Origin of the sequence: Moorella mulderi DSM 14980, from assembly GCF_001594015.1 — a bacterium.
GTDB classification, from domain to species: domain Bacteria; phylum Bacillota; class DSM-521; order Neomoorellales; family Neomoorellaceae; genus Neomoorella; species Neomoorella mulderi.
This window is the reverse complement of record NZ_LTBC01000001.1, coordinates 156444-171968: the sequence shown is the minus strand read 5'-3', so window position 1 is coordinate 171968 and position 15525 is coordinate 156444. Positions and strand designations below refer to the sequence as shown.

Here is a 15525-nt window from a genome sequence, read left to right as displayed (position 1 = left end):
AGCAGGATAATATCCCTCACCTGAAAGCCGGCTCCCTGCCCACTTATATATTAAATGCTCAATTTCCCATTTGGCAATAAAAATATAAATATTGGAGGCAGGGATATTTAATGTGTGCAGCTAATCAGGCGGCTAAAATCCAGCCGGCAACGTCTAATAGCAAAACCAACGTTAAGTGGGCTTATTTTATTGTCGGACTGGCTATTCTGGGTCTCTTCTACGTGTTACCAGTCCCGGCCAGTATGAAACCCGAGGCTTTGCGTACCCTGGGCGTCATGGCGACTACTGTCTTCTGGTGGCTTACAGAGACGCTGCCCATCCCGGTAACAGCTTTAATGGTTCCGGTAATGCTGCATATAACCGGCATACTAAGTTTGGATAAGTCTATTGGCCAGAGTTTTGGTGACAGCTTTGTGCCGTTCCTGATCGGTGTATTGGCCCTGTCGGTAGCCTTCACTAAGTCCGGTCTTGGCAAGCGGATCACTTACCTGTTACTTGCCCTTTCCGGCACCAAAGTTAGCCGGGTAATAGGTATTTATTTCCTGGTATCTTTTGTTATATCCATGTTTGTTACCGACGTTGCCGTGGTTGCCATGATGCTGCCCATTGTCGTGGGCTTACTGCAGTCGGTGGATGCCAAGCCGGGGCAGAGCAACCTGGGCCGGGGTCTGATGATGGCCATCATGTTTGGTTCGACCCTGGGCGGTATCTGTACTCCTTCGGGGGTTGCTTCCAATGTTATTACCATGAGTTTTCTGAACAAAGCTAAAGTAAGCGTGTCTTTTTTGGAATGGACTGCCATTGCCACACCAATCTTTGCAGTAGTGAGCATTATCTCCTGGTGGTTAATTCTTAAGCTATTCCCTTCCGAGATTAAAGAATTGCCCTATGGCAAAGATGTTATTTACAAAGAACTTAAAGGTATGGGTCCCTGGTCCACGGAGGAAATTACTACGCTGGCAGTTTTTCTCCTGGCTGTGGTGCTGTGGCTTACCGGAACATGGAATAAATTACCCATAGCCTTTGTTTCCTTACTCATTCTTGGCCTCCTATCAATGCCGGGGGTGGGTGTTTTCAAGAAATGGAGCGATGTCGAAAAACGCCTGGAATGGGGGGCTTTGATGCTGGTGGTGGGCGGTTTCGCCCTGGGCCTGGCAGCCAGCCAGAGTGGCCTGGCCCAGTGGGTTGCCCAGCATGCTTTAAAACCCATGGCAGCATTGCCCCTGGCTTTGCAACCTTTTGCGGTAACCCTGCTGGTAGCCATCGACTCTTTAGGGTTTTCCAGTTTTACGGCGGCAGCTTCTGTTAATGTGCCCTTTATTATCGCCTATGCCCAGCAAAATGGTTTTCCGGTGTTATCTCTGGCTCTGGCAGCAGGATTCGCCTCTTCGACCCACTTCATCCTGGTAACTGAGAGCCCATCCTTCGTCTTGCCCTACGCCTACGGTTACTTCAGCTTTAAAGACCTTTTCAAAATCGGGGTTATTTTAACACTCATCAGCGCAATTGCCATTGCGTTAGGGCTGGTTATTGCCGGGATGCCGGCGGGGATACCGTTACAGTAATAGAACGTTATAAAATAAGGTAATAGAATACATCCAGGGGTCAAAATGACCCCTTATTTTTTTATCCCAAAAAATTTACTTCGAATAGAGGAATCTGCTATTCTATATCGAATAAAAGAGCATATAGTATAACACAATTATTTTTATTACGGGATAAGGGGGTTATGTAACCTTGGGTGAAAAGATCACTTTAAGCGTCATTAAGGCTGATATTGGTGGCTATGTAGGGCATTCCAGCGTCCACCCGCGGCTCCTGGAGACGGCTGAGCGCTGCCTGGCCGCCAGCAAGCTGTTGATAGATTACCGGGTGGCCCATGTGGGTGATGATATTAACCTCATCATGACCCATAAATATGGCGTTGATTGCCCGGAAATTCATCACCTGGCCTGGAATGTTTTTCTTCAATGTACCGAGGTCGCCCGGGAGCTGAAACTTTACGGTGCCGGCCAGGATCTCCTTTCCGACGCCTTCTCCGGCAACGTTAAGGGTATGGGTCCCGGGGTTGCAGAAATGGAATTTGAGGAACGTAAGAGTGAGCCGGTGATTGTCTTTGCCGCCGATAAGACTGAACCCGGCGCCTGGAACTTTCCCCTCTACAAGATGTTTGCCGATCCCTTCAATACCATCGGCCTGGTTATCGATCCCAAGATGCACCAGGGCTTCCGCTTTGAGGTTTACGACCTGATTAAAAATGAGCGGGTGGAGTTTTCTTTACCCGAAGAACTCTACGACCTCCTGGTCTTCATTGGCGCTCCGGGGCGCTATTGCATCAAGGCTGTTTATTCTAAAACCACAGGCGAAATCGCCGCCGTGTCCAGTACCCAGCGCTTGAACCTCATGGCCGGGCGTTATGTGGGTAAGGATGACCCGGTGTGCATTGTCCGCTGCCAGAGCGGCCTGCCGGCCGTAGGAGAAGCCCTGGAACCCTTTGCCAGTCCCCACCTGGTGGCTGGCTGGATGCGCGGTTCCCATATCGGTCCCCTGATGCCTGTGGGGCTTAACCAATCGGCGCCGACACGCTTTGACGGGCCACCGCGGGTGGTAGCCATGGGCTTCCAGCTGGCCCAGGGACGCCTGGTGGGTCCCCAGGATCTCTTCGCTGATGTGGCCTTTGATAAGGCCCGCCAGACGGCCAACGAAATTGCCAATTACCTGCGTTCCCTGGGGCCTTTCGAACCCCACCGCCTGCCCCTGGAGGATATGGAATATACCACCATGCCCGAAGTTATGGCTAAACTGAAGAGCCGCTTTGTTAAAGTGGGCAGGGATGGAGAGACCAGAAGGTTTGCAGCTGAACTGGGGGCGAAGTAAATCGGGAGCTCGGAGCCTCACGGCTGACCCAGCACTCAACCTGGCCCTCTAATTATCCTGGCCAACCCGAAAGTAAGCATGCAAAATTTTAGGCTGAGTGCTGGGCGCTCCGCGAGGGCCATGGAGCGATGCGAAAACAAAAGCCGGCAAATACCAGAGTCACCGGGTGGTGGCTCCCTTTTATTTTAGGGGTAACCCGGCATGGCTAAAGCCCATAGAAATATAAAGAAAGATTCTGCTTGCATTCCTGCGCCTTTTGTGGTGTAATAAATTCTGTTGCAAAGCATGATAGGGGGCTTTTGTCATGCTGGACCAGACCAGGACACCGGTTTTTACGGCCATCAAACAGTATATTGAAGAAGGAGTTATTCCCTTTCACGTACCCGGTCACAAACAGGGCCGGGCCCTGGCAGAATTTAAAGAGTATGTCGGCGAGCGGGTCCTGGCCATGGACCTGACCTGTGTGCCCGGACTGGATAATATCTGCAATCCCCGGGATGTTATCCGGGAGGCAGAAGCTCTGATGGCGGCTGCCTACGGGGCGGATTATGCCTTTTTCCTGGTAAACGGTACTACCTCCGGTATCCAGGCCATGATCCTGGCCGTTTGCCAGCCGGGAGACAAGATTATTATCCCCCGCAATGCCCACCGGTCGGCCCTGGGCGGCCTTATTTTAAGCGGGGCTCACCCTGTTTATATCGAACCGGAGATTAACGAGGATTACGGCATTTCCATGGGGGTAACGCCGGAGAAGGTAGAAAGGGCGTTAAAGGACCACCCCGACGCCAAGGCGGTTTTTGTCATTAGCCCCAATTACTACGGGACAGTACCGCCCCTGAAGGAAATAGTAGCTGTAGCCCACGAGTTTGACGTGCCCGTGCTGGTGGATGAGGCCCACGGTGCCCATTTACCGTTCCACCCGGCGCTACCCCTGTCGGCCATGGCAGCGGGGGCGGATCTCGCGGCCGTGAGCGCCCATAAATTAGCCGGGTCTATGACTCAGAGTTCTTTTCTCCTTTTCCAGGGGGAGAGATTGGATCCCAAGCATATTAAGGCCGTCCTCAACCTTTCCCAGACCACAAGCCCTTCGTATATTTTACTGGCTTCCCTGGATGTGGCCCGCAAACAGATGGCCCTCCGGGGACGGGAGCTTTTAGAGCGCACCTTAGAAATAACCTGGTGGATACGCCGGGAACTTTCCCAGATCGAAGGCCTGAACATTATGGGAGACGAAGTAACCTCCCTGCCCGGCTGTACCGCCCTGGACCCGACCAAAATCACCGTCAACGTCCAGGGATTGGGCCTTTCTGGCTATGAGATGGAAGCCATTTTGCGCCGGGAATACAAGATCCAGGTAGAGCTTTCCGACCTCTACAATGTCCTGTTGCTTGTTTCTATTGGTGATGACCGGGAAACGGCCGGCCGCCTGGTTGCTGCCTTCCAGGATATTGCCAGGAAACGCTCTTTAAAAAACGTGATTCGTTTTTGTCCACCCCTGCCGGCCCTTCCGCGGATGGCAGTGCTGCCCCGGGCGGCCTTCTACAGCCAGACGCGCAGCATTGAACTGGAGTACGCCGAAGGGGAAATCAGCGCCGAAGCCATTACGGCCTACCCGCCGGGTATTCCCCTGGTCTGCCCGGGAGAAGTCATCACCCGGGAGATTATAGACTATGTCAACTTGCTTAAGAACGAGCATGCCGACCTCCAGGGACCGGAAGACCCGGAACTGAAATTCATCCGCATCCTCAAGGATACGGTGAGCCTCATGGAACACGAAAAGGCCAGCCGGGCCGGGCTGGCATGAACGTTGACACCACCCGGCAGGTTTTTTATACTAAAGCTGGTGGTAGAAAGCAGGAGGAAACTCTCCTGCTGCGGGAGCCAGTGATAGGTGGCTGAAACAAAAGCTGGGGGTGATAGGGAGTGATTTACGGGATAGTAATCCTCGGCGGGGCGGTACTGGCCCTGGGCTATTACCTTTACCGCCAGCAAAAAGACCCGGGTTATAACATTTTCCCCCATAACCAGCAATCCCGATAAAAACGCAACCACCCTCACAAAGGGTGGTTACTTTTTTCCGGGGCAGGCTGCCGCCGCTGCCGGGTGTTATTATCCTGCTTAAGTCAGGACGCCTCCGGTCGATATTACATACTGCTGGTCTCTTTGGCAGACAGGCCAGGTCGGCCCTTACAGGAAGGATTTTACGTTACCGGTGTCGAAATAACGGCGCGGCGGGAAATGGGGAGTGCCGGTATTGCGTAAGCTATCGGTAGATAGTTTAAAACCGGGGATGGTAGTGGCCCGGGCCATTTACAGTGCCGAAGGGCAGGTATTACTGAATAAAGGGGTAGTTTTAAAGCCCAGCTACATAATTCGCTTAAAAGAACTGGGCGTGCCGGCGGTATATATTCGCGATGAACTCCTGGGGGACCTGGAAGTAGAAGATATGGTCAGTGAGCAGACCCGCCTGGCAGCCGTCAGGGCTGTGAAGGAACTCTTCGGCAATTACCAGGGCTGGGAAAAAAGCCATGTGCCCCTGCTGGTAGATTCGGGACGCATCCAGCGGATAGTCAGCAGATTGCTCGAGGACCTTTTAAACCGCAAAGAACTTATGCTTAATCTTACCGATATCCGCGCCATGGATGATTATACCTTTGCCCATTCCGTTAATGTCTGTATTTTAGCCCTGGTTACTGGTTTAACCCTGCGTTACAGCCGCGAGGCCCTGCTACACCTGGGCGTGGGAGCCCTGCTTCATGACATTGGTAAGACCTGTGTACCCCTGCATATCCTTAATAAACCCGGGAAGCTGACCATGGAGGAATATGAACTGGTCTGCCGCCATGCCCAGTGCGGTTTTGATATTCTCCGGATGCAGAAGGAAGTCAGCCTGGTTTCAGCCCGGGTGGCCCTGGAACACCATGAGCGCTATAACGGTAGCGGCTATCCCCAGGGGTTAAAGGGGCAGGAAATCCATGAATTTGCCCGGATTACCGGCGTAGTGGATGTTTATGATGCCCTGACGGCCGACCGGGTCTACCGCCGGGCCTACCCACCCCATGAGGCCTATGAAATGCTGGCCGGGTCGGGCAATTTTACCCATGATTTCGAGATAGTTAAAGCCTTCCTGGCCAATGTGGCTGCTTACCCGGTGGGGACCCTGGTGCAACTGAACAGCGGCGATGTCGGTGTAGTAACGGGCACGGCCCGGGGACATTCTCACCGGCCCCGGGTACGCCTCCTTTACCGGCCTTCCGGAGAACCTTATAGCGAACAACTGACCCTTGACCTGGCGGTAGAAATGGACTATTATGTTAGCCATCTCCTGCCGGCAGAGGCTTCACTACCCTTAACCTGTGATCTTAAGGTTGCTGAGGGTGACAACGAGGGTTACCGGGTGTTATAATCATTAGGGGAAGGAGATGAAGCCATGCCGACTTATGATTTTAAGTGCAAAGAATGCGGGCACCTGTTCAGCCAGTTTGTAGCCATTAAGGATAAAGATAAAGTCCGTTGCCCGGAGTGCGGCGGCGAGGTAAGCCAGCGTTTTACCGGTTTTTTATATGTCCGCAAAGGTGAGCCGGGCGCGGCTACTTCCGGCAGCAGCTGCAGCGGTGGTAGTTGCAGCAGCTGCAGCGGTTGTCATTAAAAACCCCGGTCAGGGGCAACCACTACACCCGGGACTTGGCCCGGGTTATTATTTTTGGTTTACTTTTTCTTCAAGGCCATCAGGTAGATGTCCTGGTTGCCGGCGGCGTTGATCAGCTTTTCGGCTTCCTGCAGGCGTTTGATCTGCTCTTCAGTCAAGGGGGCGATTTCTAAATCGTTTAATCCGGCCATAAATGACAGGTCCTCCTTTGTAATTTTAAACTTAGTATGCAACAAAGAATTTTATTTATACCGGAGGCCATATGTGTTCAAGTTATCACAAGTTTAAGGTGAAATAAAAATTTTTTCATCATTCAGCAGGAAAATCTGGTCCCTTGTTGAATATATTATAGTACCTAAACCTGGTCTAACCAGCAGGACAGTTACGCCGTGGGGATTAATGTGAGCCGGCGTTTCCCTACTGGTGGCATAAATTTAATCAGGGGGGTGAGAATGTTATAATGTTAATCATTTAAAAATGACTTTATTTTTGTTTTCCACTATTCTTGGGGGAAAATTGAGAGGAGGGTTATTATTTGCAGTACTTCCAGAATTATAACCCGCTGAACAACGTTTTTTTATCTACCGTTGTGGCCGCCCTGCCCATTGTCGTCCTGCTGTACTTGCTGGCCATTCATCCCCATAAGGATAAGTATGGCCGGACCGAGCGTGGTATTTTTGCACCTTATGCAGCTATCAGCGCGGCTGTTGTCGGTATCCTGGTGGCAGTACTGGTAATGAAAATGCCGGTGCCGTCAGCCCTGAGTGCTTTTGTCATGGGTGCTATGTATGGCCTGCTGCCCATTGGCTGGATTGTTTTTTCGGCAATTTTCCTTTATACAATGACTCTGGTAACGGGAAAATTTGAAATCGTCAAGAATAGCGTGGCCAGTATTTCCCCCGACCGGCGCCTGCAGGCATTGCTGGTGGCCTTTAGCTTCGGTGCTTTCATGGAAGGTGCGGCCGGTTTCGGCACCCCGGTGGCTGTGGCCGGCGCCCTGATGGTGGGCCTGGGATTCCGGCCCCTGACCGCGGCCGTGATTTGCCTGATCGCCAACACGGCGCCGGTGGCGTGGGGAGCCATCGGCACCCCTATTCTTACCTTGAGCAATGTCAGTGGTATCCCCGCTGAACTGATTACCAAGATGGCCGGGCGCCAGTTACCCTTTTTCTCGATCATCGTCCCCTTCTGGCTAGTAGCTACGCTGGTCTTTATGGATAAAGGTAAGTGGAAGGACGTGTGGGAGGTCTGGCCGGCCACCCTGGTATGCGGCGCTTCCTTTGCTTTGACCCAGTATGCCATGTCCCAGGCCGGCAACGTCATGCTGGTGGATATTGCCAGCGGCATCGTCAGCATGGTGGCAACAGCCCTCTTCCTCAAAATATGGCAACCCAGGCACATTATTGCTACGGAAGATGCCCTTGCCGGTAGTGAAGCAGCAGCGACCAGCGCTGTGGCCGTTAAGAAGCAGCAATTGCCCAGGTATACAACAGGCGAGTTAATCCAGGCCTGGCTGCCCTGGGTGCTGCTGGCGGCAGCAGTTTTCCTCTGGGGTATGGGCGATTGGAAAGCATTTCTTAATAAAATTTCTGCCCCCAAAATCAATATGCCCTATCTCCACGGTCTTGTTTTCCGCACGCCGCCTGTAGCACACGGCAACAAGCCGGAATTAGAGGCGGCAATCTATGTTTTTAACTGGCTGTCGGCTGCCGGTACCGGCATAATGGTGGCAGCATTGATTTCAGGCTTTTTCGTGCTGCGGCTGACGCCGGCCCAGTGGTCGGAAACCCTCCGGCGCACAGTAGTCCGCATGAAGGTTCCCATTACCGTTATCGCGACTGTCGTGGGCCTGGGTTATACCACCCGTTATGCCGGTACCGACGCCATTCTGGGCCTAGCCTTTACCAGGACGGGGGCGGCCTACCCCTTCTTTGCCTCCATGCTCGGCTGGCTGGGGGTCTTCCTGACAGGCAGCGATACCTCATCCAATGCCATGTTCGGCAGCCTGCAGCGCATCACGGCCGAGCAGCTGGGCTTGAACCCGGTCCTCATAGTGACGGCCAACAGTACCGGCGGTGTTATGGGTAAGATGATTGACGCCCAGAGCATCGTGGTTTCCACGGTGGCCTGTTATGAAGACCATGAAGAAGGCATGGCAGCAGTCGGGCCCATCTTCCGCAACGTGGTCTGGCACAGCCTGGCCCTGGCCATCCTGTTAAGTGGTCTGATCTGGCTGCAGGCTTACGTCTTTACGGGTATGCAGGTGCCCTTTACACCATAATAACCCTTGCGGGTTAAACTGCCGGGCTACTCCTGAACGGGAGTAGCCTTTTCTTTTTATCAGGACCACTTTCGTGCGAAGCTGTTTTTGTTTTACCGGGACTTAATGTTGTATAGGGGTATTTTTGAAAAATCCTTGACACTTAATTTATGGTTATTTATACTGAAACATAAACATATTTTGCGGCTCCTGTCGCGCCGGCCTAAAAACTGCCACTGACCGGTAGAAAATGAGGAGGAAGAAGCGTGGGGCTCATTATCTATCTTGACGGCCAGTATGTGGACGAAGAAGAGGCAAAGTTGTCTGTTTTCGATCACGGCCTGCTCTATGGCGATGGGGTCTTTGAAGGGATACGCGCCTACCACGGGCGGGTCTTCCGCCTGAAGGCGCACATCGACCGCCTTTATGAGTCCGCCCGGCATATCAACCTCGACCCGGGCCTGACCAAGGAAGAGATGACGCAGATAGTCCTGGAAACCTGCCGGCGCAATAATTTGCGGGATGCCTATATCCGCCTGGTGGTTACCCGGGGCAAAGGAGACCTGGGACTGGATCCCCGCAAGTGTCCCCGGCCTTCAGTCTTCTGTATCGCCGCGGCCATTGAACTTTACCCGGCGGAACTGTACGAGAGGGGCCTGGAGCTGGTAACCCTGGGTACCCGGCGTAACGCCCCCGACGCCCTGGATCCGCGGATTAAATCGTTAAACTACCTTAATAATATAATCGCCAAGATGGAAGCCACCCGGGCCGGGGCCCCGGAAGGCCTGTTCCTCAACAAAGAAGGCTATGTAGCCGAAGCTACAGGCGATAATATTTTTATCGTCAAAAACGGCCAGCTGATTACCCCGCCGCCTTATGTGGGCTTGCTGGAAGGCATTACCCGTAATGCCGTTATGGAGCTGGCCGCCGGGGCCGGGATACCTGTTTATGAAAAGGTCTTTACCCGTCATGATGTTTATACGGCCGACGAATGCTTCCTCACAGGCACGGCGGCAGAGGTCATCCCGGTTGTCAAGGTAGACGGTCGCGCCATAGGGGATGGCCAACCGGGACCCATCACCAGGGATCTCATCGCCAGGTTCAGGGAACTGACAAAAACAGATGGCCCGGAAATCTTTATTTAGTTAAAGGTTAGGGGAGAAACCATGCGCAGTGATGCTATGAAAACGGGTCTGGCCAGGGCCCCCCACCGGTCGCTCTTAAAGGCCATGGGCCTGACCGACACCGAAATAGAACGCCCGCTTATAGGTATTGTCAACGCCCATAACGAACTTATTCCCGGTCATATTCACTTAAATACCCTGGCCGAAGCAGTTAAAGCCGGGGTCCGCCTGGCCGGCGGGACGCCCCTGGAGTTTCCCACCATTGGTGTCTGCGACGGCCTGGCCATGAACCATGTGGGCATGAAGTATTCCCTGGCCAGCCGCGAGCTCATTGCCGATATGATTGAAGTCATGGCCATTGCCCATCCCTTTGATGCCCTGGTATTTATACCCAACTGCGATAAAATCATCCCGGGCATGCTCATGGCTGCGGCCCGTCTAAATATCCCTTCGATTTTTGTCAGCGGCGGCCCCATGCTGGCCGGTCGCTACCGGGGCAGGGATGTCTCCCTAAGCACCATGTTTGAGGCTGTAGGCGCCACCCAGGCTGGTAAGATGGCCGAAGCTGAACTGGCCGAGCTGGAGGATTGCGCCTGCCCGGGCTGCGGTTCGTGTGCGGGGATGTTTACGGCCAATACCATGAACTGCATGACGGAAGCCTTAGGGTTGGCCCTGCCTGGTAATGGTACCATCCCAGCCGTTAGCGCGGCCCGCGTACGCCTGGCGAAGCAGGCCGGGATGCGCATTATGGAATTGCTGAAGGAAAATATTCGACCCAGGGATATCATGACAACAGCTGCTTTTCACAATGCCGTTGCTGTAGATATGGCCCTGGGTGGTTCCACCAACACCTGCCTCCACCTGCCGGCCGTTGCCAGGGAAGCGGGCGTGGAGCTGGATTTGAGCACCTTCGACGCCATTAGCAGGCGGACGCCCCAGATCTGTAAACTGAGCCCGGCTGGCAGCCAGCATATCCAGGACCTGGATGAAGCCGGCGGTATCCCGGCGGTGATGCATGAGCTTTACCGCCATGGCCTGATTGATGGCAGCGCCCTGACGGTAACCGGTAAAATGGTGGCGGACAACGTTACCGGCCGGGAGGTAAAGCGACGGGAGGTAATCCGGCCCGTCGAGGATCCCTACAGCCCTGAAGGTGGCCTGGCCATCCTGTACGGGAATCTCGCCCCGGAAGGAGCGGTGGTGAAAAAGGGTGCCGTCCTGCCGGAGATGATGCAGCATGAAGGGCCGGCCCGGGTTTTTAACAGCGAGGAAGAGGCTTTTGCGGCCATTATGGGGCAACGGATTAAGCCCGGTGATGTCGTCGTTATCCGTTATGAAGGCCCCAGGGGTGGCCCAGGTATGCAGGAAATGCTCAGCCCTACAGCCGCCCTGGCCGGTATGGGCCTGGATAGCTCCGTGGCCTTGATTACCGACGGTCGCTTCTCAGGGGCCAGCCGCGGCGCCTCCATCGGCCATGTCTCGCCGGAGGCGGCGGCAGGGGGCCTCATTGCCCTGGTGGAAGAAGGAGATATCATTGCCATTGATATTGAGGCCGGCAAGTTAGAATTAAAAGTACCGGAAGAAGAAATTGCCCGCCGCCGGTCCAGGTGGCAGGCACCGCCGCCGAAGATCACCAGCGGTTACCTGGCCCGCTATGCCCGGATGGTGGGTTCCGGGGCTAAGGGTGCGGTATTGGAGTAAAAAAGCGCAAAGGAGTGCTTCAACCATTGGGGATCGCGTGGAAACGAAAAAATTAACCGGTTCCGAAATCATCATTAAAGCCCTGCAGGCGGAAGGTGTGGATACTGTATTTGGTATCCCCGGCGGGGCGGTTTTACCCCTTTACCACGAACTGGCAGTAGCCAGTATCCGCCATATTTTAACCCGCCATGAGCAGGCAGCCGCCCATGCCGCCGAAGGCTATGCCCGTGCCTCCGGGAAACCGGGTGTCTGTATAGCTACTTCCGGACCGGGGGCTACCAACCTGGTCACAGGGATAGCTAACGCCTATATGGATTCTATTCCCATTATTGCCATCACCGGCCAGGTCGGCCTGGCCATGATTGGCCGGGATTCCTTCCAGGAAGCCGATATTACCGGCATCACCATGCCTGTTACCAAGGCCAATTACCTGGTGAAAAGCATCAGGGACTTGGCGGCAACTATCCATGAGGCCTTCTACGTAGCAACTACCGGCCGGCCGGGGCCGGTCCTCATTGATATTCCCAAAGATATCACCACCCAGCGGGCGGCCTTTCACTACCCGCCGCGGTTACGCCTGCCCGGCTACCGCAGCCGGGTGGAACCCCATGCCCTGCAGGTAGCCCAGGCCGCTGCTGCTATTCAAGCTGCCGAGAAACCCCTGCTCTTTATCGGGGGCGGGGTGATTACTTCCGGGGCCCATGAAGAAGTACGGCAGCTGGCCGAAGAGCAGGATATTCCCGTCATCATGAGCATGATGGGCAAAGGGGCCTTCCCAGAGACCCATCCCCTCTTTGCCGGTATGGTGGGGATGCATGGTACGGCCGCCGCCAACTACGCCGTCTGTGAGACGGACCTGATTATCGGTGTCGGTGTCCGCTTTGACGATAGGGTGACAGGGAAAATTGAGGCCTTTGCCCCGAGAGCGAAAATCATCCATATTGATATTGATGCGGCCGAGATCGGCAAAGTTGTCCCGGCCCACATCCCCATTGTCGCTGATGCCCGCCAGGCCCTCCAGGCCTTACTGGCCAGACTGCCTGAGAAAAGGGAGCGCCCGGCCTGGCGCCAAAGAATCCGGCGCTGGCAGGAAGAGCATCCCTTACGCTATGATGAGTGCGGCCTGAAACCCCAGTATGTAATTGAGGAATTATACCGCCTAACCCGGGGCCGGGCCATTATCAGCACCGATGTAGGCCAGCACCAGATGTGGGCGGTGCAGTATTACCCCGTGGATCGACCGCGGGCCTTCCTCTCCTCCTGTGGCCTGGGGACCATGGGTTTTGGCGTCCCGGCAGCCATGGGGGCGGCTGTAGCCAGGCCTGATGAAACCGTCGTGGCCATTACCGGGGACGGCAGCTTCCAGATGAATATCCAGGAACTGGCCACCTTAAGCCATTACCGCATCCCGGTGAAAATTATCCTCCTCAATAACGGTTATCTCGGTATGGTGCGCCAGTGGCAGGAGTTCTTCTTTGACCGGCGCTACGCTTATTCCGAACTGGCCGGCAACCCGGATTTTGTCAAGGTGGCTGAAGCTTACCGGCTGCCGGCCCGGCTGGTGGCTGCCCGGGAGGAAGTCGTCCCGGCCCTGCAGGAGGCCCTGGAGACAGATGGCCCCTTCCTGGTGGATATCTTAATCGACCGGGAAGAAAACGTCTTCCCCATGGTGCCCCCGGGTGGTACCCTGAACAAAATGGTGACGGGAGGTAGGCAGGAGTGAAACGCACCCTTTCGGTTCTGGTGGAAAATCGCCCCGGGGTTTTAACCCGGGTGGCCGGCCTCTTCAGCCGCCGGGGTTATAATATCGACAGCCTGGCCGTAGGCCGTACGGAGAACCCATCTATTTCCCGCATGACTATCGTGGTGGATGGCGATGAGCAGATTATCGAGCAGGTCTGCAAACAGCTCAATAAGCTCATCGATGTCATCAAGCTCAGCGATATAACCGATGATCCCCATGTGGGCCGGGAATTGATGCTCATCAAGGTTAATGCCGAGCCGGCGGTCCGGGGCGAGATTATGCAGATAGTTGACATCTTCCGGGCGCGGATCGTCGATATTGCCCGCAACAGCCTGATTATCGAAGCTACCGGCGATGCCGACAAGATTGATGCCCTGGAAAACTCCCTGCGCCCCTTTGGTATCAGGGAAGTAGTACGCACAGGTAAAATCGCCATGCTCCGGGGAGCGAGAACAAAGGGAATGGAGGCCAGCGGCGATGGGACAGGAGTCTAGGGAACGCACCGGTGCCCGGGCTGTAATGGAGGTCCTGCAGGCCGAAGGCGTGGAACTGGTCTTCGGCTATCCCGGCGGCGCCGTCCTGCCCCTGTACCATGAACTGGCCCGGACTTCCATCCGTCATATCCTGGTCCGCCAGGAGCAGAATGCCGTCCACGCCGCCAGCGGTTACGCCCGCACCAGCGGTAGGACGGGCGTCTGCTTTGCCACCTCCGGTCCCGGGGCCACCAACCTGGTAACGGGGATTGCTACGGCCTACATGGATTCCGTGCCGGTAGTAATCTTTACCGGCCAGGTACCAACCTCTCAGGTCGGCAGTGATGCCTTCCAGGAAACCGATATTACCGGGATCACCATTCCCATTACCAAGCATAATTACCTGGTCAAGGATGTTGAGGAACTGCCCCGTATTGTCAAAGAAGCCTTTTATATCGCCAGCACCGGTCGCCCGGGGCCGGTGCTGGTGGATCTCCCTAAAGACGTAGCCCTGGCTCCCTGCCGGGCACCGGTTCCGGAGAAGGTTGAGCTGCGGGGCTATAAACCCACCTACCAGGGCCACCCGGGCCAGCTCCGTGCCCTGGCAAAGCTCCTCCAGGAAGCCGAGCGGCCGGTACTGTTTGCCGGTGGGGGGGTGGTGGTTTCCGGGGCGGAAGGGTACCTGCGGGAACTGGCGGAAAAAATCCAGGCGCCGGTGGCCACCTCCCTTACCGGCCTGGGGGCTTTTCCTGAAGATAATCCCCTTTCCCTGGGAATGGTCGGCCTCCACGGCAAACCCTGCGCCAACCACGCCCTTATGGAATGCGATCTCTTGGTGGGCCTGGGGGTGCGCTTTGACGACCGGGTGACGGGGGCCATAGAAAAATTCGCGCCCCAGGCTAAAATAGCCCATGTGGATATTGACCCGGCAGAAATTGGTAAAAACGTGCGGGTAGACCTGCCCCTGGTGGGGGATATCAGCTGTGTCTTGAAGGAACTCCTGCCCCTGGTAGAGCCAGCCGGGCACCCGGCGTGGCTCGAGCGGGTTAAAACCCTGCGCAATAATTACCCCCTCACTTACGGCCGGGGCGGTGAGGTGCGGCCCCAGTGGGTCATCGAACGCCTGGGAGAAATGACCCGCGGCCGGGCCATCATTACCACCGACGTTGGCCAGCACCAGATGTGGGCGGCCCTCTTTTACGGCTATACTGAGCCCCGCACCTTTATTTCCTCCTGTGGCCTGGGCACTATGGGTTACGGCCTGCCGGCAGCCATTGGCGCCGCCCTCGCCCGGCCGGACAGGCAGGTGTGGGTCATTACCGGCGACGGCAGTTTCCAGATGGGGATGGCCGAGCTGGGTACGGCCGTGGAGCAGGGATTACCCTTAAAGATTTTGCTTTTTAACAACCAGAGCCTGGCCATGGTGCGCCAGCTCCAGCATTTTTACTACGAGCGCCAGTATACAGCCGTGAAATTCACGGGCAACCCCGATTTTGTCCGCCTGGCAGAGTGCTACGGGGCAACCGGCCTGCGTATTACTAAACAGGAAGAAGTGGTACCGGTGCTGGCGCAGGCCATGCAGAATGATGGTCTCACCCTTATTGAGTGCCTCATCAGCGAAGAGGAAATGGTTTACCCTATGGTCCTGAATGGAGCCGCCCTGAACGAAATGCTCCTACCGGAATAAACTGGCCAAG

General features: G+C 55.3%; 12 protein-coding genes. 11 read left to right on the top strand and 1 reads right to left on the bottom strand.

The window, feature by feature from the left end; genetic code table 11:
• Positions 1–110: 110 nt before the first annotated feature.
• The 5 genes from MOMUL_RS00835 to MOMUL_RS00815 all read left to right on the top strand — a co-directional run bounded on the left by MOMUL_RS00835 (position 111) and on the right by MOMUL_RS00815 (position 6526).
• Complete coding sequence (locus MOMUL_RS00835; RefSeq protein ID WP_062280311.1) at positions 111–1565, top strand: SLC13 family permease; 1455 nt, start codon at positions 111–113, stop codon at positions 1563–1565.
• A 172-nt stretch (positions 1566–1737) separates the two neighbouring features.
• The gene (fbp, locus tag MOMUL_RS00830; protein WP_062280309.1) at positions 1738–2877 is read left to right on the top strand and encodes a fructose-1,6-bisphosphate aldolase/phosphatase; all 1140 of its coding nucleotides are present in this window, start codon (positions 1738–1740) and stop codon (positions 2875–2877) included.
• A gap of 304 nt (positions 2878–3181) precedes the next feature.
• Positions 3182–4681, top strand: coding sequence for an aminotransferase class I/II-fold pyridoxal phosphate-dependent enzyme (locus MOMUL_RS00825; RefSeq protein WP_062280306.1), 1500 nt, complete (start codon positions 3182–3184; stop codon positions 4679–4681).
• 450 nt (positions 4682–5131) lie between these two features.
• Positions 5132–6283: an HD-GYP domain-containing protein gene (locus tag MOMUL_RS00820; protein ID WP_062280303.1), complete on the top strand. Its 1152-nt coding sequence runs from the start codon at positions 5132–5134 to the stop codon at positions 6281–6283.
• Positions 6284–6307: 24 nt separating this feature from the next.
• Complete coding sequence (locus MOMUL_RS00815; protein ID WP_062280300.1) at positions 6308–6526, top strand: FmdB family zinc ribbon protein; 219 nt, start codon at positions 6308–6310, stop codon at positions 6524–6526.
• Between the two features lie 59 nt (positions 6527–6585).
• Here MOMUL_RS00815 and MOMUL_RS17450 read toward each other — a convergent pair whose 3' ends face one another.
• A complete protein-coding gene (locus tag MOMUL_RS17450) occupies positions 6586–6717 on the bottom strand; it encodes a hypothetical protein (protein WP_269085171.1) in 132 nt (43 codons plus the stop codon).
• Positions 6718–7061: 344 nt separating this feature from the next.
• Here MOMUL_RS17450 and MOMUL_RS00810 point away from each other — a divergent pair, with 344 nt between their 5' ends.
• The 6 genes from MOMUL_RS00810 to ilvB (MOMUL_RS00785) all read left to right on the top strand — a co-directional run bounded on the left by MOMUL_RS00810 (position 7062) and on the right by ilvB (MOMUL_RS00785) (position 15515).
• Entirely contained in the window at positions 7062–8807 is a 1746-nt protein-coding gene (locus MOMUL_RS00810) for an L-lactate permease (RefSeq protein WP_062280297.1), read from the top strand.
• A 245-nt stretch (positions 8808–9052) separates the two neighbouring features.
• Positions 9053–9931: a branched-chain-amino-acid transaminase gene (ilvE, locus tag MOMUL_RS00805; protein WP_062280294.1), complete on the top strand. Its 879-nt coding sequence runs from the start codon at positions 9053–9055 to the stop codon at positions 9929–9931.
• A 21-nt stretch (positions 9932–9952) separates the two neighbouring features.
• Positions 9953–11611, top strand: coding sequence for a dihydroxy-acid dehydratase (gene ilvD, locus MOMUL_RS00800; protein WP_062280292.1), 1659 nt, complete (start codon positions 9953–9955; stop codon positions 11609–11611).
• A gap of 37 nt (positions 11612–11648) precedes the next feature.
• A complete protein-coding gene (gene ilvB / locus MOMUL_RS00795) occupies positions 11649–13334 on the top strand; it encodes a biosynthetic-type acetolactate synthase large subunit (protein ID WP_062280289.1) in 1686 nt (561 codons plus the stop codon).
• Positions 13331–13849: an acetolactate synthase small subunit gene (ilvN, locus tag MOMUL_RS00790; protein WP_062280286.1), complete on the top strand. Its 519-nt coding sequence runs from the start codon at positions 13331–13333 to the stop codon at positions 13847–13849. Before ilvB (MOMUL_RS00795) ends, ilvN begins: the two co-directional genes overlap by 4 nt.
• Entirely contained in the window at positions 13833–15515 is a 1683-nt protein-coding gene (gene ilvB, locus MOMUL_RS00785; RefSeq protein ID WP_062280283.1) for a biosynthetic-type acetolactate synthase large subunit, read from the top strand. The genes ilvN and ilvB (MOMUL_RS00785) overlap by 17 nt, the downstream gene beginning before the upstream one ends.
• Positions 15516–15525: the final 10 nt, after the last annotated feature.